Origin of the sequence: Mesorhizobium sp. 131-3-5, from assembly GCF_016756575.1 — a bacterium.
GTDB classification, from domain to species: Bacteria; Pseudomonadota; Alphaproteobacteria; order Rhizobiales; family Rhizobiaceae; genus Mesorhizobium; species Mesorhizobium jarvisii.
Window position 1 is genome coordinate 4,925,180 of sequence record NZ_AP023254.1, and the last position, 22,960, is coordinate 4,948,139.

At 63.6% G+C, this 22,960-nt stretch carries 23 protein-coding genes and 2 tRNA genes; 16 read left to right on the top strand and 9 right to left on the bottom strand.

Features of this window, described 5'->3' with window-relative positions; genetic code table 11:
- Positions 1-13: 13 nt before the first annotated feature.
- Both JG747_RS24220 and guaB read right to left on the bottom strand, forming a co-directional pair.
- Positions 14-631: a hypothetical protein gene (locus JG747_RS24220; protein ID WP_080643722.1), complete on the bottom strand. Its 618-nt coding sequence runs from the start codon at positions 629-631 to the stop codon at positions 14-16.
- The gene (gene guaB / locus JG747_RS24225) at positions 582-2,084 is read right to left on the bottom strand and encodes an IMP dehydrogenase (protein ID WP_010915551.1); all 1,503 of its coding nucleotides are present in this window, start codon (positions 2,082-2,084) and stop codon (positions 582-584) included. The genes JG747_RS24220 and guaB overlap by 50 nt, the downstream gene beginning before the upstream one ends.
- Before the next feature lie 39 nt (positions 2,085-2,123).
- Between guaB and JG747_RS24230 the strand changes: the two genes are divergently transcribed.
- Both JG747_RS24230 and JG747_RS24235 read left to right on the top strand, forming a co-directional pair.
- Entirely contained in the window at positions 2,124-2,273 is a 150-nt protein-coding gene (locus JG747_RS24230; RefSeq protein WP_155772703.1) for a hypothetical protein, read from the top strand.
- A 96-nt stretch (positions 2,274-2,369) separates the two neighbouring features.
- A complete protein-coding gene (locus tag JG747_RS24235; RefSeq protein WP_027046726.1) occupies positions 2,370-3,791 on the top strand; it encodes an MFS transporter in 1,422 nt (473 codons plus the stop codon).
- Between the two features lie 8 nt (positions 3,792-3,799).
- On the opposite strand, the gene JG747_RS24240 is transcribed toward JG747_RS24235, so the two are convergent.
- From JG747_RS24240 to JG747_RS24250, 3 genes are read right to left on the bottom strand one after another with little or no spacing between them, the layout of a single operon-like run.
- Positions 3,800-4,597, bottom strand: coding sequence for an RlmE family RNA methyltransferase (locus tag JG747_RS24240; protein ID WP_202360207.1), 798 nt, complete (start codon positions 4,595-4,597; stop codon positions 3,800-3,802).
- Positions 4,594-5,949: a Ppx/GppA phosphatase family protein gene (locus tag JG747_RS24245; protein WP_202360208.1), complete on the bottom strand. Its 1,356-nt coding sequence runs from the start codon at positions 5,947-5,949 to the stop codon at positions 4,594-4,596. Before JG747_RS24245 ends, JG747_RS24240 begins: the two co-directional genes overlap by 4 nt.
- Before the next feature lie 60 nt (positions 5,950-6,009).
- Complete coding sequence (locus JG747_RS24250) at positions 6,010-6,321, bottom strand: hypothetical protein (RefSeq protein WP_202360209.1); 312 nt, start codon at positions 6,319-6,321, stop codon at positions 6,010-6,012.
- A gap of 40 nt (positions 6,322-6,361) precedes the next feature.
- On the opposite strand from JG747_RS24250, the gene JG747_RS24255 reads away from it, so the two are divergent.
- The 3 genes from JG747_RS24255 to JG747_RS24265 all read left to right on the top strand — a co-directional run bounded on the left by JG747_RS24255 (position 6,362) and on the right by JG747_RS24265 (position 8,105).
- Positions 6,362-7,294, top strand: a complete 933-nt coding sequence (locus tag JG747_RS24255; protein WP_202360210.1) for a lysylphosphatidylglycerol synthase domain-containing protein — start codon at positions 6,362-6,364, stop codon at positions 7,292-7,294.
- Positions 7,295-7,468: 174 nt separating this feature from the next.
- A tRNA-Gln gene (locus JG747_RS24260) sits at positions 7,469-7,542 on the top strand.
- A gap of 182 nt (positions 7,543-7,724) precedes the next feature.
- Positions 7,725-8,105, top strand: coding sequence for a cupin domain-containing protein (locus JG747_RS24265; RefSeq protein WP_019857555.1), 381 nt, complete (start codon positions 7,725-7,727; stop codon positions 8,103-8,105).
- Positions 8,106-8,236: 131 nt separating this feature from the next.
- On the opposite strand, the gene JG747_RS37140 is transcribed toward JG747_RS24265, so the two are convergent.
- On the bottom strand, positions 8,237-8,491 hold the full coding sequence (locus tag JG747_RS37140) for a hypothetical protein (RefSeq protein ID WP_240565146.1): 255 nt from the start codon (positions 8,489-8,491) through the stop codon (positions 8,237-8,239).
- Between the two features lie 410 nt (positions 8,492-8,901).
- On the opposite strand from JG747_RS37140, the gene JG747_RS24275 reads away from it, so the two are divergent.
- From JG747_RS24275 to JG747_RS24290, 4 genes are all read left to right on the top strand, one after another.
- Positions 8,902-9,534, top strand: coding sequence for a hypothetical protein (locus JG747_RS24275; RefSeq protein ID WP_064984755.1), 633 nt, complete (start codon positions 8,902-8,904; stop codon positions 9,532-9,534).
- A 100-nt stretch (positions 9,535-9,634) separates the two neighbouring features.
- Positions 9,635-9,708, top strand: a tRNA-Cys gene (locus JG747_RS24280).
- Positions 9,709-10,075: 367 nt separating this feature from the next.
- Positions 10,076-10,756, top strand: coding sequence for an outer membrane protein (locus tag JG747_RS24285; protein ID WP_019857552.1), 681 nt, complete (start codon positions 10,076-10,078; stop codon positions 10,754-10,756).
- A gap of 206 nt (positions 10,757-10,962) precedes the next feature.
- Positions 10,963-12,642, top strand: a complete 1,680-nt coding sequence (locus JG747_RS24290) for a hypothetical protein (RefSeq protein WP_202360211.1) — start codon at positions 10,963-10,965, stop codon at positions 12,640-12,642.
- 628 nt (positions 12,643-13,270) lie between these two features.
- Here JG747_RS24290 and JG747_RS24295 read toward each other — a convergent pair.
- On the bottom strand, positions 13,271-14,053 hold the full coding sequence (locus JG747_RS24295; protein WP_202360212.1) for a hypothetical protein: 783 nt from the start codon (positions 14,051-14,053) through the stop codon (positions 13,271-13,273).
- 90 nt (positions 14,054-14,143) lie between these two features.
- On the opposite strand from JG747_RS24295, the gene JG747_RS24300 reads away from it, so the two are divergent.
- Genes JG747_RS24300 through JG747_RS24325 form a run of 6 tightly spaced genes read left to right on the top strand, consistent with a single transcriptional unit; the run spans position 14,144 to position 20,148 of the window.
- Complete coding sequence (locus tag JG747_RS24300; protein ID WP_081296134.1) at positions 14,144-14,827, top strand: DUF4129 domain-containing protein; 684 nt, start codon at positions 14,144-14,146, stop codon at positions 14,825-14,827.
- Positions 14,824-16,038, top strand: a complete 1,215-nt coding sequence (locus tag JG747_RS24305) for a DUF4350 domain-containing protein (protein WP_202360213.1) — start codon at positions 14,824-14,826, stop codon at positions 16,036-16,038. Before JG747_RS24300 ends, JG747_RS24305 begins: the two co-directional genes overlap by 4 nt.
- A complete protein-coding gene (locus JG747_RS24310) occupies positions 16,025-16,981 on the top strand; it encodes an AAA family ATPase (RefSeq protein WP_069091925.1) in 957 nt (318 codons plus the stop codon). Before JG747_RS24305 ends, JG747_RS24310 begins: the two co-directional genes overlap by 14 nt.
- The gene (locus tag JG747_RS24315) at positions 16,978-18,282 is read left to right on the top strand and encodes a DUF58 domain-containing protein (protein ID WP_202360214.1); all 1,305 of its coding nucleotides are present in this window, start codon (positions 16,978-16,980) and stop codon (positions 18,280-18,282) included. Before JG747_RS24310 ends, JG747_RS24315 begins: the two co-directional genes overlap by 4 nt.
- Entirely contained in the window at positions 18,279-19,298 is a 1,020-nt protein-coding gene (locus JG747_RS24320) for a stage II sporulation protein M (RefSeq protein ID WP_064984767.1), read from the top strand. Before JG747_RS24315 ends, JG747_RS24320 begins: the two co-directional genes overlap by 4 nt.
- The gene (locus JG747_RS24325) at positions 19,285-20,148 is read left to right on the top strand and encodes an RDD family protein (RefSeq protein ID WP_202360215.1); all 864 of its coding nucleotides are present in this window, start codon (positions 19,285-19,287) and stop codon (positions 20,146-20,148) included. The genes JG747_RS24320 and JG747_RS24325 overlap by 14 nt, the downstream gene beginning before the upstream one ends.
- Positions 20,149-20,176: 28 nt before the next feature.
- Here the strand turns inward: JG747_RS24325 and JG747_RS24330 are convergent, their stop codons facing one another.
- Positions 20,177-20,863, bottom strand: a complete 687-nt coding sequence (locus JG747_RS24330) for a D-lyxose/D-mannose family sugar isomerase (RefSeq protein ID WP_027046725.1) — start codon at positions 20,861-20,863, stop codon at positions 20,177-20,179.
- A 243-nt stretch (positions 20,864-21,106) separates the two neighbouring features.
- Between JG747_RS24330 and JG747_RS24335 the strand changes: the two genes are divergently transcribed.
- Positions 21,107-22,165: a D-TA family PLP-dependent enzyme gene (locus JG747_RS24335; RefSeq protein WP_019857542.1), complete on the top strand. Its 1,059-nt coding sequence runs from the start codon at positions 21,107-21,109 to the stop codon at positions 22,163-22,165.
- Positions 22,166-22,197: 32 nt separating this feature from the next.
- Here the strand turns inward: JG747_RS24335 and JG747_RS24340 are convergent, their stop codons facing one another.
- Positions 22,198-22,956, bottom strand: coding sequence for a heme ABC transporter permease (locus JG747_RS24340; RefSeq protein WP_019857541.1), 759 nt, complete (start codon positions 22,954-22,956; stop codon positions 22,198-22,200).
- Positions 22,957-22,960: the final 4 nt, after the last annotated feature.

A 22,960-nucleotide genomic window follows, 5' to 3' on the forward strand; every position in this document is an offset into this window, starting at 1 on the left:
TCCTGGAATTGCTCTAGCGTCTCTGACCCACCAGCCAGAAAGCGGCGATGACGACCACCGGGATGGCGAGAAGCGCGAATTTGGTGACGATCAGAGCCGAAGCGAAAGACAGCGAATCCGGATTGGCCGACAGGAAATCGGACAGAAGCCGCGCCACGGCGATGTTCTGGGCATAGTCGGCCAGCGTGTAGGGCAGCACCAGCACCAGCGCGAAGATCGACTGCACCTGCCCGGGAAGCTCGCGGAAGTTCTGCAGGCGCCGGCCAGTGGCCAGGACCAGGCTCACCAAGGTCAGCGACAGCAGCGCGGGGAACAACAGATCGAAGGTCAGATAGTGCCAGACCAGAATGATCTCGCCGCCGCGCCGGCCGAGCGCCGTCAGCCAGGCCATGCCTTCGTCGGGTGTGAAACCGAAATAGCGCATGTCGAGCGACGGCAGGCCGCCGCTCAACTGGCGGAAATAGAAGAACTCCATCACCGTCATGGCGATGAAAACCGCCGCCGACAGGAAACACAGTGCGGCCGCGTGGCGTGGCAGCCGCAGGACCGTCGCGGTCAGGCTCCGCCCGAGCCCGTATTGTTCAGGCTCCGCCGGGATAGTTCGGGCTTTCGCGGGTAATCGTGACGTCATGGGCGTGGCTTTCACGAAGTCCGGCGTTGGATATGCGCACAAAAGTGGCGCGCTCGCGGAAATCGGCAAGGTCGCGGCCACCGACATAACCCATAGCGGCTTTTAGGCCGCCCGCAAGCTGGTGCAGCACGCCAGACACAGGTCCTTTGTATGGAACCTGGCCTTCAATGCCTTCCGGCACCAGTTTGAGGGTATCGCGCACCTCGGCCTGGAAGTAGCGATCGGCCGAGCCGCGCGCCATGGCGCCGACCGAGCCCATGCCGCGATAGGCTTTGAAGGAGCGGCCCTGGTGCAGATAGACCTCGCCTGGGCTTTCGTCGGTGCCGGCCAGCAGCGAGCCGATCATGGCGGCGCTGGCGCCGGCGGCGAGCGCCTTGGCGAGATCGCCGGAATATTTGATGCCGCCATCGGCAATCACCGACACACCCGATTTGTGCGCCGTCTCGACCGCCGACATGATGGCTGAAAGCTGCGGCACGCCGACACCGGCAACGATGCGAGTGGTGCAGATGGAGCCCGGGCCGATGCCGACCTTCACGGCGTCGGCGCCAGCATCGATCAGCGCCTGCGTGCCTTCGGCGGTGGCGACGTTGCCGGCCAGGATGCGAACCGAGTTCGAAAGCTTCTTGGCGCGCGTGACGGCGTCGAGCACGCGCTGCGAGTGGCCATGCGCGGTGTCGATGACCAGAAGGTCGACGCCGGCGTCGATCAGGCGCTCGGCGCGCTCAAAGCCATCGTCACCGACACTAGTGGCGGCCGCCGCGCGCAGGCGGCCCTGCGCATCCTTGGTGGCGTGCGGGTTGAGCTGCGACTTCTCGATGTCCTTGACGGTGATCAGGCCGACGCAATTGCCCTGCTTGTCGACGACGACAAGTTTTTCGATGCGGTGCTGGTGCAGAAGCCGTTTGGCTTCGTCCTGGTCGACATTTTCCTTGACCGTGATGAGGTTCTCACGGGTCATCAACTCATAGACCTTCTGCGCCGGGTCGGAGGCAAAGCGCACGTCGCGGTTGGTCAGGATGCCGACCAGCCGGCCGGTCTTGTGGCCGCCCGTGCCGCCATTCTCGACCACCGGAATGCCCGAGATCGAATAGGTGCGCATCAGCGACAGCGCATCGGCGAGCGTGGCGTCCGGACCGATGGTGACCGGATTGACCACCATGCCGGATTCGAATTTCTTCACCTGCCGTACCTGCTCGGCCTGTTCGGCCGGCGAGAAATTGCGGTGGATGACGCCGATGCCGCCGGCCTGGGCCATGGCGATGGCAAGGCGCGCCTCGGTGACGGTGTCCATCGCGGCGGAGAGGATCGGCACGTTGAGGTCGATGTCGCCTGCGATGCGGGTGCGGACATCGGTTTCGCCGGGCATGACCTCGGAGTGACCGGGCTGCAAAAGCACATCGTCAAAGGTCAGCGCCAGTGCGCCTGTGGACGTTTCGATGATTTTTGCCATGGCCAGCCCTTTAGAATGCGGAAAAAGCGCTGGACCGGAATGGACAGCGCCGACTCTCATCTTCCCTTTCAGGATTGGCGCTGGCTGGTAACACGTCGCGACGCGGATGAAAAGCCGATCGTTGCATTGCACAACAGCGTCTTCGACCATTTGATTGCGCCACCCGTGGTTGCGGTCGCACAAAAGTGACAGCAATTTAACACGACATCGGTGTCCAGCCATGATAACCGCCCCCTGTATCGGTTCGCCCCCGGCCGAATAGAAAATTTGAAAACGGTCACGCTTGTGAATCGCACCATTCCGCTGATCCTGGCGGTCGCACTTTTCATGGAAAACATGGATTCGACCGTCATCGCGACATCGCTGCCGGCGATCGCCATCGATATCCATACCAGCCCGATCGCGCTCAAGCTGGCGCTGACGGCCTATCTTGTGTCGCTGGCGATCTTCATTCCAATCAGCGGCTGGATGGCCGACCGCTTCGGCGCCAAGAACATTTTTCGCGCCGCGATTGCGGTGTTTATCGTCGGCTCGGTCGCCTGCGCCTTGTCCGGTTCGCTGCCGGCCTTCGTGGTGTCGCGCTTCCTGCAAGGCATTGGCGGCGCCATGATGACGCCGGTCGGGCGCCTGGTGCTGGTGCGCGCCACGCCCAAGAGCGACCTGGTCGCCGCCATGTCGTGGCTGACCGTTCCCGCACTGGTCGGACCGCTGGTCGGTCCCCCGATCGGCGGCTTCATCACCACCTATTTCACCTGGCACTGGATCTTCCTGATCAATGTGCCGATCGGCCTGGTCGGCATCTGGCTGGCGACGCGCTTCCTGCCGGAAACCGAATCGATGGAGACGCCGCCGCTCGATTTCATCGGCTTCGTGCTGAGCGGGCTTGCGGCATCCGGCGTGGTCTTCGGCCTGTCCGTGGTCAGCCTGCCCTATCTGCCGCCGGCCACCGGCTTCATCACCGTGGGGGTCGGGCTGCTGTCGGGCGCGCTCTACCTCATGCATGCGCGGCGCGCCAAAAATCCGCTGCTGGCGCTCGAACTGTTCCGCAACCAGGTGTTCCGCTCATCGGTGCTTGGCGGCTCGCTGTTTCGCATCGGCATCGGAGCAGTGCCGTTCCTGCTGCCGCTGATGTTCCAGATCGGCTTCGGGCTGACGCCGTTCCAGTCTGGCATGATCACCTTCGTCTCGGCGATCGGCGCCATCGGCATGAAATTCGTCACCGCGCTGATTTTTCGCGTTGCCGGCTTCCGCCGCGTGCTGATCGTCGGCTCGCTGGTCGCCGCCGCATCGATCGCCATCTACGGCCTCTTCACCCCCGAAACGCCTTACGTGCTGATGCTGGCCATATTGCTGGTCGGCGGCTTCATCCGCTCGATGTTCTTCACCGGCGTCAACGCGCTCTCCTATGCCGAAGTGTCGGCCGAAGACACCAGCAAGGCAACACCGATCACGGCGGTGTTCCAGCAATTGTCGATCGCGCTCGGCGTGGCGCTGGCCGGCGGCATTCTGGAAGTCTCGACCTCGATCCATGGCGGACCGCTGACGCTGGGCGATTTCCACATCGCCTTCTTCATCGTGGCGGCGGTATCGGCGGCGGCGTCGCTGTCCTTCATGCGGCTGGCGCCCGACGCCGGCAATGCCGTCTCCGGCCATGGCCGCCTGACGACGCCCAAGCCGCTGGAACCCGTGAGATCGCCGGGGGAGTGAAGGCCGGCTCAGCGGTCAGCGTCCCCCGGCCCTTCGCTATGGCTCCGGGCGCTCGAGTCCTTCGGAACGTCCACTGGACGTTCCGATCCGCCTGACGGCGGACCGGACTCTCGCCCCTTAAAATCTTTGGCCAACAGATAAAGCTCGACCGATTCATCGCGCGAGGCCGGCGGCTTGACGTGGTGGACGGAGCGGAAATTCTTCTTGAGCATGGAGAGCAGTTCGTTCTCGGCGCCGCCCTGAAAAGTCTTGGCGAGGAAATGGCCGCCCGGTTTCAGGACGGACAGCGCGAAATCGGCCGCCACCTCGCACAGATGCATGGTGCGGATGTGGTCGGTGCGCTTATGGCCGGTGGTTGGCGCCGCCATGTCGGACAGCACGACATCCGGGTCCCCACCCAGCGCTTCGGCGAGCTTGCGCGGCGCATCCGGATCCAGGAAATCCATCAACAGCACCGGCGCGCCGGGCACGGCGTCCATCTCCAGATAGTCGATGCCGACGACATGCGGTTTTTCCGCCGTCGATTTCGTGCGTGCGGCCGCGACCTGGCACCAGCCGCCGGGGGCGGCACCGAGGTCGATCACCTTCATGCCGGGCTTCAGCAGATGGTGCTTGTCGTCGATCTCGATCAGCTTGTAGGCCGCGCGCGAGCGATAGCCGTCGGCCTTCGAGCGCTGGACATAGGGATCGTTGATGTGGCGCTGCAGCCAACGTCGCGACGATTCCTTCAGGCCGCTCTTCTTCTTGATCCGCGTCTTCAGCACGCGAATGCTGGCCGATCCTGGATTTTCCGGTTTCTTGGTCATTGTCGGCCACGCCCATCGTTGCGCCAGACGCCGTCATCGGCCATCAGCTCGCTCAATATGCCTTCGCGCAGGCCACGGTCGGCGACGCGCAGCCGCTCCGAGGGCCAGACGGCGCGGATCGCTTCGAGGATAGCGCAGCCGGCCAGCACCAGATCGGCGCGGTCGGCGCCGATGCAAGGGTTGGCGCAGCGCTGCTGGAAATCCCAGCCGACCAGTCGTTCCACCATGCGGTCGACGCTGTCGCGGTCCATCCACAGCCCGTCGACCCGACGACGGTCGTAACGCTCGAGATCTAGGTGGACGCCGGCCAGCGTCGTCACCGTGCCGGACGTGCCGAGCAGATGGAAATTCGGGCTGGCCTTGAGGTGGCTCAGCCGGTCGCGACCGTCGAAGCTCGCCAACCGGCCGGCGACATCGTCGACCATGGCGTTGAAGATCTCGCGCGTGACGGTACGGCCACCAAAGCGCTCGGCCAGAGAGACGACGCCGACCGGCAGCGACGTCCACGAGACGATATGGTTGGCGAGCCGCGGCGAGCGGCGGCCGGTGAGATCGATCAGCGCGATCTCCGAAGAGCCGCCGCCGATGTCGAACAGGACGACGCCCTGCGTGTCGCGCTCGACCAGCGAGCCGCAGCCGGACACCGCCAGCCGCGCCTCGGTCTGGCGGTCGATGATCTCGAGCTTCAGGCCGGCCTCGCGCTCGACGCGTTCGAGGAATTCGACGCCGTTCTCCGCGGAGCGGCAGGCTTCCGTGGCGATCAGCCTGGCCTTCCTGATCTTGCGGCTGCGCAATTTGTCACCGCAGATCTTCAGCGCCTCGACGGCGCGATCCATCGCCGGCTGGCCGAGCCGGCCATTGGCGGTGAGCCCCTCGCCCAGCCTGACGATGCGCGAGAAGGCGTCGATGACGCGGAACTGGCCATGCCGTGTGGGAACGGCGACCAGCAGCCGGCAATTGTTGGTGCCGAGGTCGAGGGCCGCAAAGACCGGCAGCTCATGCACCGGCGGCCGGCGCGTGCCCTGTTCGGGGCGCGGCGCTTGAGCGACGGGGGAGATTGCCGGCGCCGTCGGCTGCCTCGCTTCCAAAGCCGGGGCGGCCTGGCCTGGCACCGGCGATCGATTGCCCTGCGTTTCGTCGCGCGCAAAAACCTTGCGCCCGCGCCTTCGCTTGCGCCGCTTCTTGGGATTGCCCTTCTGGTGATGGGGCGCGTCGCCCGCCTGCCCAGCGGCGGAGCGCGGCTCCGTCGAGCGGCGTTGCTGCCAGCCGGCAGTCCCCGAGCCCGATGGCCCTGGGGAAGCGCTGGACGCGCCCAGCTCCGACGCGCCTGCGCCGGTGTCGCGGTCTTCCACTGTCGTTCCTTCCGGCGCCGCGCGAACCGGTGAAGGACGCAGCAGGCGCTTTGGCATGTTTCAAGTTGCCGCCAGACTAACAGTGCCGTGGCCGATCACCAAGAGCCGCATGCCGAATTTTGCCGGCTGGGCGAGACGGCCCTTTTGCGCCACCGCGTAATGTACCTGCAAGGCTGGATTGGTAGCGCGGATGCCGGCGAAGACAACGCTGGCCGCAGCCGATGCCTTGTCGCCTGCCGTTTGCGGTGCTTTCGCTGCGGGCAGATCTTGCCGGCGGCCGGCGCGACATGTGTTCGCGGTTGAATAGCCGGCTTCAATGAGGCATTTCTGAAATGAATGGAAGTCACCGGGCGGCCGGGCTCCCACCATCAAGCGAAAAGGAAGCGGGCACGCAGCGCATGGCAGTCAGGCAATGAACTGGAAACGCTATTTCTGGCCGGTCGTCGGCATCGCCGCGGTGATCTTCTCGCTGCTGCTGCTCTGGCATGAACTGCGCGGCATTTCGCTCGACGATGTCTGGGATGGGCTCGCCGCCATCCCAACCCGCGGCTGGCTGCTGGCGGCGCTGAGTTCCGTCATCGCCTATGCCGCGCTCGCCGGCTACGACCACATCGCGCTGCTGCATATCGGCAAGCGTGTGTCGTGGCTGTTCGTGACGCTGTGCTCCTTCACCACCTATGCGCTGTCGCACAATATCGGCGGATCGGTCTTTTCCGGCGCCGTCATCCGCTACCGTGCCTATGGCACAAGGGGCCTGACCGGCCAGGATGTCGGCGTGCTGGTGGCGATCTGCTGGATCACCTTCGTGCTGTCGACGATTCTCGCCTCCGGCCTCGTTCTGGTGTTCGAGCCTCAGATCATCGATCGGTTCTCGGGCGTCGCCCATCATGGCCTGTCGGAAGCGGCGGGCATCGCGATGCTGCTCCTCGTCGCCGCCTATATCTTCGGCAGCTGGCTGCATCTGCGCCCGCTGAAGATCGCCAGCTTCCAACTGCACTATCCGGCACTGCCGATCGTCGCCAGGCAATTGCTGATCGGCCCGATCGAACTGATTGCCGCCGCGGCGATCATCTTCTTCGCCCTGCCCGAGGTGCACAATCCCGGCTATTTCGTCGTGCTTGGCGTCTTCCTCGTCTCCTTCTCGATCGCCCAGATCTCGCACGCGCCGGGCGGACTCGGCGTGTTCGAGGTGGTCTTCCTCACCGGCCTTTCCGACATGGAGCCGGTCGGCGTGCTGGCGGCGCTGCTGGTGTTCCGGCTGTTTTACCTGATCATCCCGCTGATTCTGGGCCTGGGCGTGGTGCTGTTCTTCGAGCGTTCGCAGTTCAGCCGGACAGAGAGCTGAGGCGCGGATGGGATTTTGTGCCCGCCCGCGCACCTGAACCCCGGCGTCTGAAACCAGCTGTCAAAACGGAGCGATTGATCCACACAGCAGGCTTGACTATTTTCCGCTGGCGGCTACAAGGCAGCGCTCAAGCGGCTCAGCCGTTCGGCCCGCGCGGTCCATGACCGCGCTTGCTGGGGAATAGGTTAACGGTAGACCCACGGACTCTGACTCCGTTAGTCCTGGTTCGAATCCAGGTTCCCCAGCCACTCTTTATTCATAATTTGAATCAGCAGCTTACACAGAACTTTGTGTCCTGATGCAGGCCATTCCAGGTCACCCGTTCAGGTGGTGAGCGCGGCTGTGGTCGACCTTCGCAGATATAAAAGCAATTGCTAATATAATGGAAAGGTGCCAGCATTGGACTCCGCGTCGCGTATGGGAGGATGCCATGGCCGATGGTGGAATGAATGTCACCAAGTTTGAATCCAAATCTCACGACAACCCGGATGAGGTTCGCTCGCCCGCCAAGACACGCGTCGAGGTGGTGCGGCTTCCAGGCTTTACGCTCGGGCGGCTCAATATGGAGCCGGGATGGAAATGGTCCGAATGCGTGAAGCCGGTCGTCAAGACGGATAGCTGTCAGGTATCGCATGTCGGCTACGTCGTGTCCGGAACCATCACCATCAAGATGAATGACGGGACTCAGAAGACGTTCACGAAGGGTACGTCGTATACCATCCCGCCCGGCCACGACGCCTGGGTGGAAGGCAACGAACGCTTCGTCTGCATCGAAGTCATGAGCGCCGAGCAATACGCCAAGCCGGCGTAGGGCAGGCTGCAAACCTGCTGGCTAAAAGGCTCGCGTCGGGCCGCGAGACTGTTGGCGCGGCATGAATATGTAGCGAACAACCGCCGCGCCCATCAGCGCGGTGACATTGTCGTGGTTGCGCGCCGGTCGCCTCATCCCTTCCACATTGTCGATCGAAGAACAGCCTGCATATGCTCCGGGAGGTCGAGTTCGCCGTGCGCCTCTATCTCCAGAAGATATCGGGCCTTGGCCAGGCGATCGCCTTCCTCGACCGCGGCATGGCCGCAGATGGCGAGCAGCGCCCTCTCCTCCTCCCGGCTGGCTCCGCCGGAGTCGCCGCCTAAATCGTGCAGCGCCTTGCCGAACGCCGCATATGCAATCCTGTGCGCCTCAATCAGCTCTCGCAATCTATCTGACGGTTCCTGGTCTCGGCCCGGCGACCCTGTGGCGCGTGCGGTTGCCGCAACCGTCGAGGCGACGGCTGCGCTGCCGGAGTGGAAAAGCAAGGCGCGGCGGTTGATCCTGGACGTGGCGAACTCTCCCATTGCTTCGATGGCTATCAGATCGATGACATGACAGACCGTAACACGACGGCTTGCACATTCTTGTCAGGATGGAAGGCCTCAAGGCAGCCGACAGCAAGCGCGGGCTGGCTGATGCCGCCGCACCTGAAACAAGCTTCCCGTCCGAGAACACGCACGGCGCGTCACTTTGGGCGGCTTGAGGCAGGTGAGATTTCCGGAGTGAAAAAGATTGATGGTGGCAGGTGCGTTCCAATGGCTAAGTTGCGTAGAAGTTTCCAGCACGAGGCCGGATAATGGTCACTGACACCGAGTTCATTCACGAAAGCATCCGCCAAGGCTGCGTGACGCTTGCCGATGGTGAATTCCTCATCGACAGGCTGGTGAAGTATGTCGGCAACGGAAGGATCCGTTGGCATGTCGAGTTTCGTGGGCATCGCGTCGAGTTCACGACCGGCCAGATCAAGAAGCAGCCGACCTTCCGCAGGAAGATGCTCGAACAGGCCGGTGTGCTGCCGCCGCAGCGCGCGGGTTTCGATTATAGGCGATGGGCACTCGATCTGAGAAAGAATGCCATCGAGCTTCCTTGGCGGGATCGACCGGTCGATGCCGGTTTCTCGATCGACAGCCTTGTCAGTCTTGGAGGCGACCGCTGGACGGTCGACTATCAAGGCAAGGTCATCAAGTTCACGACGACCAAACTGCGCAGGCAAACCAGTTTCCGCAAACGCATGCTGGCCAAGGCCAAGGTGCTGCCACCCCAACTGGATCCGGTCGCCTATCGGAAGTGGATGGACTGGCTGATTCAAAACGCCACGGAGGCCGCACCGCAGGCCAGCGATGCTTTGATGAGCGAGAAAAGCTGGCTCGACGACCTGCCGGAGCTGGCCGGCTGGCAAAGCGAGGCGCCGCGCGAAGAGACCAACTAAGGGCGGCGCGCCACCGACAATCCCTTCACCCAAACCGCGCAGGGGGGAGCGCCTGCAGCAAGGTTGACGCGCGTTGGTGGTATGACCATAACACCAGCACGGTCTGATGGCGGGACGGTGACGCATCGGTCTGCAAAACCGACGTAATGGATTCAATTCCCATTCAGACCTCCATTTTCAAAGCCGCCCACGCCACGCACAAGCAGGGTGGCTTTCTTGTCAGAGACGCCAGCCTACCCTCTTAAACAGCGGCGGTGCCACCATGGCGCTTGCAACGCTTGGAGGCACACATTGATGGCGAGGGAATCCAGCCGCGGCCGGCTCACCGTGGCAACGCGGCTCCTCCGCGAACTCGAAGATCGGGGCGACAATCGTTTGGAAACAGGCCAAATGGCCCTCCAAAACGCCTTTTTGTTGCGCTGTAGCAACATGCTTTGGGGAAAGCGTGCGCTTCAACCATGCAATTGCGTTCCGTAAGGGAATTCCTGTGATACTGATACATAGAGCTCGGGTCAGGCATAGCTCCAGGCGGGGACAGACTATGAAATACATTTTGGCAGCAGCATTTTTTGGCGCCACCCTTTCCTCGGCCATGGCGGCCGATGTTGTGAATGAACTTCCGGTCGCTTCCACGTATGATTGGACAGGCGCCTATATCGGCGGCCAGATCGGTTACGCTTGGGGCAAGGACCATATCCAGGACGAGAACATCGCCAGCGGCGATTCAGATTATTCGGATAGCTTCAGGCTCCGTGGGGTCACCGGCGGTATTTTTGCCGGCTATAACATGCAATGGGGCAATATCGTCGGCGGCGTCGAAGGCGATATCGAGGCCTCCGGAATTGTCGGCCACAACCCGGACTGGCCGTTCGGAACTGACGACAATACCCATATCGACGCCCAGGGCTCATTGCGCGGGCGCCTGGGTTATGCCTTTGACAACTGGATGCCCTATGTCACCGGCGGTTTGGCGCTGGGAGACATTCACACGAAGTTCGAAGACGGGCCGGCAACGGATTCCAAGTCGACAATCAAGGCCGGCTGGACGGTCGGCGCGGGCCTCGCTTACGCTTTCAACAAAAACTGGGTCGGCCAGGCCGAATATCGCTATACAGATTTCGGCAAGGTCACGACTGCAACCGATAACACTGACTCGGGTTGGGAAGAGCACGAACACCTCAAGACCAACGAGGTCCGAATCGGGATCGCCTATAAATTCTGATTTGCAGATCCTGTATCAGGTCGCCCGCACAGCAGTTCCAAATATCGGTGCGTGTCCCGTATAATGGCGCCATTATATGGTGATGCGGATATGCGGGTGAAAATAGCCAAAGTGCAAGTTAGTCCGGATCGTGCCGAAGGTCAGAAAGCTTTGGGCACACCGACTGCGCTTGTCTGACGAAGGCAATGAGTCAGACGAGCCGGGAAATGGACCACTTCAACCTCGGCACCTATCGCCGCTCGATCTCCACCCGCTCCACTGAGACCCAGCGCTGGTTCGATATCGGGCTCAACTGGTGTTACGGCTTCAACCACGAGGAAGGCATCAAGTGTTTTGAGAAGGCGTTGCAGACCGATCCCGGCTGCGCGATGGTGCATTGGGGCATCGCCTATGCCGCCGGGCCTTTCTACAATCTGACCTGGAAGGAACATGGCGAGGCCGAGGCCAACAGCGCGACCAGGCGCTGCTTCCAGCATGTCCAGTTGGCGCGCGCCCATGCGGCTGGCGCCAGCGAGATCGAACGGCGATTGATCGAGGCGCTGGCCTCTCGCTTTCAGAAGCCGCACAAGGTGAGACCACAGGATTTCGAACGATGGGATGATGCCTATGCCGCCGCGATGCGGCGGGTTTACCACGATTTTCCCGACGATCATGATGTGATGGCGCTGCTGGTCGAGGCGCTGATGATGCGCACGGTGCGGCGGCTGTGGAACCTCAAGACGGGGGAACCGGCACCGAATTCGGACGTGCTGGAAGCCCTGGAGGTTTGCGAGCGGTCGATCCGGCTTGCCGACGAGGCAGGTGCCTCACAACACCCGGCGATCCTGCACCTGCACATCCATCTCCTGGAAATGTCGACCATGCCGGAACGCGGCTTGCGCTCGGCCGACCGGCTCGGCGAAATGTGCCCGGATGCCGGGCACATGAACCATATGCCTGGGCATATCTACGTGCTGTGCGGCGACTATGAGAAGGCGAGGATCGCCAGCGAAAAGGCGGTCCGCGCCAACGACCTCTATCTCGCCTATGCCGATGAGCCGACCTATTATCTGCTCGGCTGCTGTCACGATCTGCATCTGATGATGTTCACATGCATGTTCCTTGCCCAGTATCGGCCAGCGCTGTGGGCCGCCGACAAGGTGCGCAGCCTAGTGACGCGAGACGTGGTCGGCATCCAAGACCGCCCAAAACTCACCCAGACCGTGGAAGGCTATCATGCGATGAAATCGCATGTGCAGGTGCGCTTCGGCCGCTGGCAGGAGATCATCGACGAACCGGCGGTCGAAGAGCCCGGCCTGTATGTGCTGACGGCGGCCATGCAGCACTATGCCAAGGGTGTCGCGCATGCGACGCTGAGGCAATTCACGGAAGCCGAGCGCGAGCGCGACCGGTTCCACCGGCATATGGAGACCATTCCGACCGAACGGCGTTTCCTCAGCAACCCGACCCGCGCCTCGCTCGCTGTCGGTGCCGCCTTGCTCGACGGCGAGCTTGCCTACCATCAGGGCCGGCACGAGGAGGCCTATGGCCATTTGCGCCAGGCAGTCGAGCTGGATGACAACCTCTCCTACACCGAGCCATGGGCGTGGATGCACCCGCCCCGCCATGCGCTGGCGGCACTGCTTCTCGACCAGGGCCACATGCAAGAGGCCGAGCAGGTCTATCGCGACGATCTCGGCCTCACCGGCAAGGTGCAGCGCTGCGCCCAGCACCCGGACAATGTCTGGGCGCTGCACGGGCTGGTGGAATGTTTGCGGCGGCGTGGCGAGAGCGAGGAGTTGCTGGCCCTGCAGGCAAGACTCGCCACGGCGCTGGTCAAGGCGGATGTGGCGATCAGCTCGTCATGCCTGTGCCGAACGAGCGTGCAGCGCGGCTGCTGTCACTGAGATTCCGATCTGACGATGTTCCTATTCGAAGCCAACCTTCAGGAGATGGAAGCCCGAGCCGCCACCGCACAGACCGAGCCTTGGATCACGATCTTATGGCCGCGGCGCGGCGGCATCAGCCGATCAGGCCAGGCTGAATGAACGGCTTTCCTCAATTAGCGCAGAGCAGTCGATCTCATCATGAAATTGGGCGTATGCATCAGGTGCAAGCCAGGAAGCGTAGGACCGAAGCCGCTTGAGCCTGGCCGTTTTCTCGAGCCGCGCCAGCCGCTCATCTTCGGCTGGTTGGGTGCGAGCCGGCCTCTTGTTCCTCTCGGCAGGATCATACATATCGACTATCCTCGGTCGGAGCCTATGAAGAGGCCGCTCAATGAGGGAGTTGGCCCACTCACCGGAATATGGACCTGTTGCTCCGGCGGTCCGCTCTCCAATTGGGCTGGATGCCACCACAAGCGCGGATGAAAGTCGCCATCCATTTTGATGAAGCTGCCGCAATTGGCCGGGCTCGGCAGAGCCATCCTCAAGCGTGATCACCCCCGACCCAGTTCGTCAGGCATGTGTCGGACGAGCGCGCAAACCATTCCGTCGTTGAAGTGGGCTGTCGCCCTCATGTGAATGGCGCCGTCCGCTACGAGAATATCTGCGCCAGTTCGTCGATGCTTGCGCCTTCCTTGACCTGGCGCAGTTCGACATAACTGACCGCGGCGGCGATCGACAGCACCATGGAGATCACGGTCTGCACCAGCGCGGCGCCCAGCTGCGCCAGAATCCCGCCAAACAGGACGAAAACCAGCAATATCCCCCACTGGATGACCATCGCGATGATCATCAATATGAGAAACAGGCCAAACAGCGACCAGCGGTTTCCCTTGGTCAGGGCACGGCTGCGTGACATCGAGCCGAAAACGCCACGCCGCTCCTGGATCAGGACCGGCACCGACATCGACCATCCGAGCCACAAGATGATGCCGGGCACGATCAGGGCCAGCATGGCAAGGACCGAGCCAAAGGCGACGAGGAAGCCAATCGCCAGCGTCGGCAGCAGGAAGCGGATCGCAATCTGAATACAGTCGCCGAAGGAGGGCCGCCTGCCGTTCAGGTCCTCGATCGTCGCCCGGACCAGTGACGACTGAAGCAGCATGGTGAAAACGAAGGAAACCAGCCCGGCGACGAGGCTGAGATAGGAATTGCGGAACATCGCATGGGGATCCGCCATCGCACCCGGATCACCACGCAACATCGCGTCGACCTGCGGCTGGCTCCACAACCGGACAAGCAGCGTCGGCACGCCGGCGAACAGCGCGGCAAGGCCAAGGCAAAGCCCGATGTTGCGGCCTAAGACGGCAAAGGTGTTGTTGAACACCCTGCCGATCTCGAACCGGCCGGGTTGTCCCAATGTCGCAGTGGTCATGATATTCCCCCGAGCCGCCGCAACATCCAAACAACCAACCTCGAAAGTAAATCTGCCAAGATTAAAAGGCTTCGTCCAGTGGACTTGCAATTGTCCAGGCGTATTGCCAGTGTCGACACCGAACCGCAGGTGCAGAGGGGCGAGCGGGTGACAGTCGCACAGCCGCAGGACGCCGAATGGCTGGCAAAGATACACAAGCAGTTGCTTGCGGACGATTCCATCCAGTTTGACTTGCCGACACTGGTGCAGCCCGAGCCGCCGGAATGGCTGCGGCCTTTTCTGGAGGCATTGGCGAAGATCGGCCCTTACATGATCTACCTGTTCTGGGGCGCGGTGATCGTCGGCGTCGCGGTCATCGCGCTTCTCGTTGCCCTCGAAGCCAAGGGCGTGGCATGGCGCCTGCCGTGGCGGCGCGCCCGTAAGGAGGCAGAGGCGGAGGAGGCGTGGCGCCCGAATGCGAGTGCCGCGCAGATCCTGCTGTCCGAGGCCGACGCACTCGCCGCGCGCGGCGAGTATGACGAGGCGGTGCATCTTCTGCTTCGCCGCAGCGTCGCCGACATTGCCGGGCGGCTGCCCGACTTTCTGCGCCCGTCGCTCACTTCACGCGACATCGCCAGCGCCACATCGTTGCCGGCGCGGGCACGCAGCGCCTTCAGTGAGATCGCGCGCATTGTCGAGGCAGCGCTGTTTGCCCGCCGGCCGGTCGGAGCGGAAGGCTGGCAGCAGGCGCGTGGCGCCTATGAACGCTTCGTCTTCAGGGATGCCTGGACATGAGCGCGCCAGCGGTCGACGCCGCGCAGGAACCGTTCAGCCGCAAAACCCTGTTCTGGGGCATCTTTGCCAGCTTGCTGGCCGCGGCGGGGTTCTTCCTGCTGTCGACCTACGCGCCGGACTTTCGCCAGCCAGAAGGCGGCGGCACGCCGCTCTCCAAGGGCGGCTCCGGCTATGCCGGGCTCGTCGAATGGCTGAAACTCGCCAATGGACAGGCGCCACTCATGGCGCGCAGCGAGGAATCGCTCGGCTCCGGCCTGGCGTCCGAATTCCTGCTGATCGTCACCATCGCGCCAAACAGCGACCCGGCCGCGCTGGCAAGGATCATCAAGCTTCGCTCGGGCAAGACCACGCTGTTCGTGTTGCCCAAATGGATCATCTTGCCGCTGCAAGACCATGAAGGCTGGGAGATGAAGCTCGAACGGCTGCCCGATACGGTCGTCAACGACTGGCTCGGGCGCATCGCCAAGGCCAAGCTCGGCGAAGGCAAGAGTTCGGTCGGGCAGATCGACGTCGCAGGCCGCATGGTCACCGCGCCGGAAGACCTGCAATGGGTGGCGGATGACCACCCCTTGATCGCGGCGGGCAACGGCAAGGCCATTCTCACCGAGCTCGACGACGAGCCGTTCTACATCCTGACCGACCCCGATCTGATCAACAACGCGGCGCTGAAGGATCCGCAAAAGGCGGCGGCGGCACTGGACATGATCGCCATGCTGGAGCCCGGAAAGGGCGCCGTGATGTTCGACCTGACGCTGCATGGCGTCGGGCAGAAATACGATCTCGCCAAGCTTTTGGTCGAGCCACCCTTCCTGGCGCTGACGCTGTCGGTGCTGGCGGCGGCCGCCCTTGCCTTCCTGCATGGGCTCGGCAGGTTCGGACCGCCGCGCTCCGAGGCCCGGGCGATTGCCTTCGGCAAGCGGGCGCTGGTCGACACCACCGCGATGCTCCTGAAGCGCGCCGGGCGGCTCGGGCAGCTCGGCGATCGGTATGCGACGCTGATGCGCGCGCGTGCCGGCGCATTGCTAGGCGCGCCGCAAGGCTTGCCGGGCGAAGCGCTCGACCGCTGGCTCGATTCCCGCGACCGAAGCGAAACGCAGGGCTTCAGCCGCCGCTTCAAAGCCGCGAGCGAAGCCAGGACCCTGGTGCAAATGCATGAGGCAGCGGAAGCGCTGCATGAATGGACGACAAGGAGGCTCGGTGAACGTCGATGATGTGAAGGCCCTGGCGACCGCGATCAGGGAAGAAGTGGCGAAAGCGATCACCGGGCAGCGCGACACGGTCGATCTGATGCTGACGGCATTGTTTGCCGGCGGCCACATATTGCTGGAAGGCCCGCCGGGAACCGCCAAGACCATGACCGCGCGATGCTTCGCGCAAGCACTTGGCGTCGCCTATGGCCGCATCCAGTTCACGCCCGACCTGATGCCTGGCGATATCGTCGGCTCCAACATCTACAATTTCCAGAGCGGGCAGTTCACGCTGACGCGCGGGCCGATCTTCTGCGACCTTTTGCTCGCCGACGAGATCAACCGCACGCCGCCGAAGACGCAGGCCGCCCTTCTGGAGGCCATGCAGGAACACGCCGTCACTTTCGACGGCACCACGCATGCGCTCAGCCAGAACTTCATGGTGGTGGCGACGCAGAACCCGATCGAGCATCAGGGTGTCTACCCCCTGCCCGAGGCGCAACTCGACCGCTTCCTGTTCAAGCACCGGGTGAGCTATCCCGATCTCAAGGAGGAACAGGCTATCATCGTGCATCACGGTGGCGGCACCGCCTCGCATGATATCGCGCAATACGGCATCAAGGCGCAGACGGACCGCAAGACGCTGGAGGCGGCACTTGCCACGGTTGGTGAGGTGACGCTGGTTGACGATGTCGTCGGCTATATCGCTGCCCTTGTGCGCCGCACGCGCGAAAGCCCGGACCTCGAGGTTGGCGCCAGCCCACGGGCGGGCGCCATGCTGGCGCGCGCGGCACGCGCCAGGGCGGCTCTCGACGGCCGCGCCTATGTCATCCCCGACGACGTCAAGGCGCTCGCCATACCCGCGCTGCGCCACCGCGTCATCCTGTCGCCGGCGGCGCAGATCGATGGGCGGCTTGTCGAGCAGATCGTGTCCGATCTCGTCGACCAGACGGAGGCGCCGCGTTGATCTACCCGACCGGCAGAGCGGTGTGGGCTGCGGCGGCCGGGGCGATCCCTGCCTTCCTGATCGCGCTTGCGCTGCCGCATGTCTGGTATCTGGGCCTGCTGTGGATCTGCGCGCTGCTGGCATTTCTCGCTGTCGACGCGGCGGCCGGGCGTGGGCGTGCCTCGCTCAGCGCCAGTCTCTCGGCGCCGCCGCAGGTCGGCGTCGGCGGACGCTTTACCGTGCACGTCGCGGCCAGCCTCGGTCAGCGGGCGCGCAGGCTGCAAGCGCGTGTCGGCCACGATCAGCGTGTGGAGCCGGTCGGCCGCACAGGCGGCGCGTTGCCGGCGAACGGCGGCACGCTCGATCTCGAATTCACGGCGCGCCGCCGCGGCATCGCCAGTTTCGACCGAGTCTGGCTGCGCTGGAAAGGCCCGTTCGGACTGACCTGGAACCAAGTGGTCCTGCCGATGGACCGCAAGGTGGCGGTGCTGCCCGACGTCAGCAGCGCGCGCGATGAGGCCATCACCTTGCTGCAGCGCTCCGCGCTGGCCGACGGCCACGCGCAGAGGCGAGCCGGCCAGGGCCGCGAGTTCGAGGCGCTGAAGGACTATCAGCCAGGCATGGGCCGGCGGATGATCGACTGGAAGCGCAGCGCACGCCACGGCAAGCTTCTGGCGCGTGAGTTCAGGGTCGAGGAGAACAACAACATCGTGCTGGCGATCGACAGCGGCCGGCTGATGTGCGAGCCGGTCGACGGCGTGCCGAAAGTCGACCGGGCGGTAACGGCAGCACTTCTGTCGGCCTTCATTGCGCTCAAGGGCGGCGACCTCGTCAGCCTGTTCTCCTTCGATGCCACGCCCCGCGTTTCGAGCGGCGCGGTGCGCGGCTCGCCGAGTTTCACGATGATCCAGAAGCGCGCGGCCGAGATCGACTATTCCAGCGAGGAGACCAATTTCACGCTCGCGCTGACGACATTGGCGGCCAAGCTCGACCGTCGCTCGCTGGTCATCGTCTTCACCGATTTCGTCGACCCGATCAGCGCCGAACTGATGCTGCGCACCGTCGGCCGGCTGACCGAGCGGCATCTGGTGCTGTTCATGCTGATGAAGGATGTCGAACTGGAGACGCTGGCCGACATGCAGCCCACGAAACCCGAGGATGTGGCCCGCGCGGTCACCGCCGGCGGCCTGCTTCGGGAGCGGCAAGTGGTGATCGGGCGACTGCGGCTGCTTGGCGCGCATGTGATCGAGGCCGACCATCAGCGGCTCGGTCCGGCCCTGGTCGAGCGTTATATCCAGCTCAAGGAGGAAAACCTCCTATGACGCTGCCCGCAGGCACCGATGCCGTACGCCAGTCGCTGGCAAGCTTCCGCCACGAGCGCGAGGCCGACTGGAAGGCGTTCGAGGCGCTGCTGGCCCGCGTCGAAAACCGTGCGCCGCGCACGCTTTCGGAAGACGAGTTGCTGTCGCTGCCCTTGCTCTATCGTTCGGCGCTGTCCTCGCTCTCGGTGGCCCGCGCGACGTCGCTCGACAGCGCGTTGATCGCCTATCTGGAGGCGCTCAGCCTACGCGGGTACTTCTATCTCTATGGCGCGCGACGCAGCTTGAGGCAGCGCGTCGGCGATTTCTTCCTGCGTGACTGGCCGGCGGCGATCCGCGACCTGTGGCGCGAGACCTGGGTGTCGGTCGGACTGACGGTGATCGGCGCCATTGCCGGCTACTGGCTGGTCGCCTCCGACAAACGTTGGTACGACGCCATTATCGCGCCCAGCCTTGCCGGCGGGCGCAACCCGGATTCGTCTGCCGAAGTGCTGCGCAGCGTGCTGTACGATGGCGGCAGCAGCCACTTCCTGTCCGGATTTGCCGCCTATCTGTTCACCCACAACACGCAGGTGGCGATCCTGGCCTTTGCTCTCGGCTTCGTCTTCGCGGTGCCGAGCGTGCTGATCATCCTTATGAACGGATGCATGCTGGGCGCGCTGTTCCAGGTCTATGCGGCCAAGGGGCTGGGCTTGGAGCTCGGCGGCTGGCTGTCGATCCATGGCACGACGGAACTGTTCGCCATTGCGCTGGCGGGCGCGGCCGGCATGCGCATCGGCACGCGCATCGCCTTCCCCGGCGAACTGACCCGGATGGCCGCCGCCGCCCAGGCCGGGCGGGTGGCGGCGACCGTGATGGTCGGCGTGATGATGATGCTTCTGTTTGCCGGCCTGCTAGAGGGCATCGGCCGGCAGACGATCACCAGCGATGCGGCGCGCTACGCCATTGGCGGCGGCATGCTGGCCTTGTGGATCGCCTATTTCTACCTGTTCCGGATGGTGCGGCATGGCAACGGCTAGGAACCCTGCCGAGCTGATAAGGCCGCTGATCACGCCGGAAGGTGTCGACCTCAGGGTCAAGCTGGCGGACGCCGGTACGCGGGCTTCAGCCTTCCTGCTCGATGTGGTGATCATCGTCGCTGCCGCCATTGCGGTCACCCTCGTCGTCATCTTCGGCCTCGGCGGCCTTGGTGTGAAGGAGGCAGAGCCGCTCTTCATCGTCTGGATCATCTTCATCTTCCTGCTGCGCAACGTCTATTTCATCGCCTTCGAGGCGGGACGGCGGGCCGCGACGCCCGGCAAGCGGATCGTCGGCGTGCGGGTCGCCTCGCGCAGCGGCGCGGGTCTCACCATCGATCAGGTCATCGCACGCAACCTGATGCGCGAGATCGAGGTTTTCCTGCCGCTGTCGATCATCGCCGCGCGCGGCGGCGCCGGCGTCGCCGACACGCTGTCGACGGTTTTCGGCCTGGTGTGGGCGTTGCTGTTTTCGCTGTTTCTATTGTTCAACCGCGACCGGCTGCGCATTGGCGACCTGCTTGCCGGAACCTGGGTGGTGGAGACGCCGAAATTCAAGCTGGTCGAGGACCTTTCGCAGCGAAAGGACCCGGTCGACAAGCGCTTCCATTTCAGCCCGGAGCAGCTCGACGCCTATGGCATCGCGGAATTGCACAAGCTGGAAGAAGTGCTGCGCCGCGACGACTATTCCGCGATGAAGGCAGTTGCCGAGACCATCGGCCGCAAGATCGGCGCGAAGGTCGAACCGTTCGATTCAAAGGCCTTTTTGACCGCCTACTACGGTGATCTGCGGGCGCATCTCGAGCGCAAGCTGCTGCTCGGCAACCGCAAGGCGGACAAACACGCGCGGTAGCGCGGGGCCAAGCCGAGTTTGGCCTGCCCTACCTCAGCCACTTCTCATAGTCGGCCACCAGCAGGTGCACCGGGGCGACATCCTCGTCGATGTTGGAGAAGCGGCCGATCGGCTCGCGGAAGACATTGTCGGTGAGATCGTCGTTGACGGTCGACACCTCGCCGATCAGCACGTCCTTGCCCTCGGCCCAGAAGGCATGCCAGACGCCAGGCAGGAGCGTGACGCTCTGGCCCGGGTCGAGCTTCAGCAAACCGCCCGCCGGCAGCCTATGGATGGTTCCATCGACCGGCACCGACACCTCGGCCTTCGGGTCGATGCCGCCGTCGCGATCGTGCATGAACAGTTCCAGCACCAGCTTGCCGCCGCCACGGTTGATGATGTCCTCGGCCTTGATGTTGTGGCGGTGCATCGGCGACAGCTGGTCCTTGCGCGAGATCATGATCTTCTCGGCATAGAGCATGCCCATGCCCTTCTTCATATCCTCGTAGCGGCCGTTGCGCACGGTAAACAGGAACAGGCCGAGTTCGTTGAATTTTTCCTGGCCGTAATCGGTGATGTCCCAGCCGAGACGCGAGGTGTAGATGGCCGAAGAATCGACCTGGCGCGCCTTCATCTCCTCGGGCGACCAATAGGCGAAGGGGGGCATGATGTAGCCGAACGAGCGGATGAAAGCGTCGGCTTCGCGGATGATTTCGTTGATGGCGGAACGTTTCATGATCGTGACCCTTCGTGTCTACACGCTTTAGGTTGTTGCATGTCGTCATCCCAAAACCGCTGGGCACTTTTGGGCGTCATGCATTGCAAATCGCATAGCCGAACGCCGCTGCGGTGTCGATCCATCTCACTGCCTGCCGTGCCCTTCGCCATGCAGGGATGGCCCAGCGATCCGGTCCGCTGGCCGCGTGACATCAAGCACTTTCAGGCTCATAAACCCTGCGAATTCTCACAGGAATAGAAGATGCCGACCGTCCACGACCTTGATACGCCGTCGATCCTGATCGACGGCGCGCGCGCCGAAGCCAACATCGCCCGCGCACAGGCCCATGCCGACAAAAACGGACTGAAGCTCAGGCCGCATATCAAGACGCACAAGCTGCCCTATTGGGCGAAGAAGCAGGTGGCGGCGGGTGCCGTCGGCATAACCTGCCAGAAGATCGGTGAGGCCGAGGTGATGGCCGATGCCGGATTGTCCGATATTTTTCTGCCCTACAACATTCTCGGCCGCGCCAAGCTGGAACGGCTGAAGGCGCTGCACGGCCGCGTAACCCTGTCGATCACAGCGGACAGCACGGAAACGCTGGAAGGGCTGGCGGCGGCTTTCACCGATACCGGCCATCCTCTCCAGGTTCTGGTCGAATGCGACACCGGCATGGGCCGCTGCGGCGTGCAAACGGCTGATGAGGCGGTTGCGCTGGCAAGGCTGATCGACAAGGCCGGTGGCCTCGCCTTCGGCGGGCTGATGACCTATCCTGCCGCTGGCCGCGCGGCCGAGGCCGAAGCCTGGCTTGCGAAAGCCAAGCAGGCGCTGGCCGCTTCGGGCCTCGCTTGCGAACGTATCTCCAGCGGCGGCACCCCGGACATGTGGCGCTCCAGCGATACATCAGTCGTCACCGAATATCGCCCTGGCACCTACATCTATCTCGACCGCTATCAGGTCGCCAAAGGCGTCGGCACCCTCGACGATTGCGCGCTGACGGTGCTCGCCACCGTCGTCAGCCACCCAACGGCAACACGCGCCATCCTCGATGCTGGCAGCAAGGCGCTGTCGAGCGACACGCTCGGGCTAAAGGATTTTGGCGAACTGCTCGGCGCTCCCGATGCAAGGGTCACCGGACTCAGTGAAGAACATGGCACTGTCACGCTTTCCGGTGATGCGAAGCTGCGCATCGGCGAGCGCGTGCGCGTGGTGCCCGACCATTGCTGCGTCGTCACCAATCTGTTCAACGAGGTCAACCTGATCGACGGCGAGCAGGTGCTCGAAACGCTGCCGGTGGCAGCGCGGGGGAAAATGGGTTGAGTGGCCTTCCCTTCTCCCCCTGTGGGAGAAGGTTAAGCCCGCTCCGCCTGCCGAGCCGCTACCCGCCGCATGGCGATCACCCGGCGGCGGCGGATTTCGGTGCGCATCGCCATCAGGTGCAGCGTGAAGAACAACGCCGTGAAACCGACGGCCATGACTAGCAGCGGCCAGAGCAGGCTGGGGTCGATGGTCGGGCCGTCCATCCGGAACACCGAGGCTGGCTGGTGCAGCGTGTTCCACCAATCGACCGAGAATTTGATGATCGGGATGTTGATGAAGCCGACCAGCGTGATGATGGCGGCGGCCCAGGCGGCGCGGCTTGCATCGTCGAGCGCACGGGTCAGCGCGATGATGCCGAGATACATCAGGAACAGCACGAAGACCGAAGTCAGGCGGGCATCCCAGACCCACCAGGTGCCCCACATCGGCTTGCCCCAGATCGAACCGGTGATCAGCGCAAGTGCGGTGAAGACCGCACCGATGGGAGCCGCCGATTTCAGCGCGACATCGGCCAGCGGATGCCGCCAGACCAGCGTGCCAAGGGCTGAGACCGCCATCAGCGAGTAACACATCATGGCGAGCCAGGCGAAGGGCACATGGATGTACATGATGCGCACGGTGATGCCTTGCTGGAAATCCTCAGGTGCGGCGAAGCTCATATAGAGGCCGACCGCAAGGATGAGCGCGGCGATCGTCGCCAGCCATGGCACGACCTTGTCGGCCAGCCCAACGAAGCGCGTCGGGTTGGCAAGGTCCATCCAGCCGCTCAGGCGTGAAGTCGTATCGCTCATGCGG

Bases quoted from the DNA above. Each gene is read 5' to 3' on its own strand.
- JG747_RS24320 (WP_064984767.1), top strand. From the start codon at position 18,279: ATGACGCTGCCCGCAGGCACCGATGCCGTACGCCAGTCGCTGGCAAGC.
- JG747_RS24275 (WP_064984755.1), top strand. From the start codon at position 8,902: ATGGTCACTGACACCGAGTTCATTCACGAAAGCATCCGCCAAGGCTGC.
- JG747_RS24285 (WP_019857552.1), top strand. From the start codon at position 10,076: ATGAAATACATTTTGGCAGCAGCATTTTTTGGCGCCACCCTTTCCTCG.
- JG747_RS24290 (WP_202360211.1), top strand. From the start codon at position 10,963: ATGGACCACTTCAACCTCGGCACCTATCGCCGCTCGATCTCCACCCGC.
- JG747_RS24255 (WP_202360210.1), top strand. From the start codon at position 6,362: ATGAACTGGAAACGCTATTTCTGGCCGGTCGTCGGCATCGCCGCGGTG.
- JG747_RS24220 (WP_080643722.1), bottom strand. From the start codon at position 631: ATGACGTCACGATTACCCGCGAAAGCCCGAACTATCCCGGCGGAGCCT.
- guaB (WP_010915551.1), bottom strand. From the start codon at position 2,084: ATGGCAAAAATCATCGAAACGTCCACAGGCGCACTGGCGCTGACCTTT.
- JG747_RS24265 (WP_019857555.1), top strand. From the start codon at position 7,725: ATGGCCGATGGTGGAATGAATGTCACCAAGTTTGAATCCAAATCTCAC.
- JG747_RS24340 (WP_019857541.1), bottom strand. From the start codon at position 22,956: ATGAGCGATACGACTTCACGCCTGAGCGGCTGGATGGACCTTGCCAAC.
- JG747_RS24230 (WP_155772703.1), top strand. From the start codon at position 2,124: ATGGACAGCGCCGACTCTCATCTTCCCTTTCAGGATTGGCGCTGGCTG.
- JG747_RS24330 (WP_027046725.1), bottom strand. From the start codon at position 20,863: ATGAAACGTTCCGCCATCAACGAAATCATCCGCGAAGCCGACGCTTTC.
- JG747_RS24325 (WP_202360215.1), top strand. From the start codon at position 19,285: ATGGCAACGGCTAGGAACCCTGCCGAGCTGATAAGGCCGCTGATCACG.
- JG747_RS24240 (WP_202360207.1), bottom strand. From the start codon at position 4,597: ATGACCAAGAAACCGGAAAATCCAGGATCGGCCAGCATTCGCGTGCTG.
- JG747_RS24295 (WP_202360212.1), bottom strand. From the start codon at position 14,053: ATGACCACTGCGACATTGGGACAACCCGGCCGGTTCGAGATCGGCAGG.
- JG747_RS24305 (WP_202360213.1), top strand. From the start codon at position 14,824: ATGAGCGCGCCAGCGGTCGACGCCGCGCAGGAACCGTTCAGCCGCAAA.
- JG747_RS24335 (WP_019857542.1), top strand. From the start codon at position 21,107: ATGCCGACCGTCCACGACCTTGATACGCCGTCGATCCTGATCGACGGC.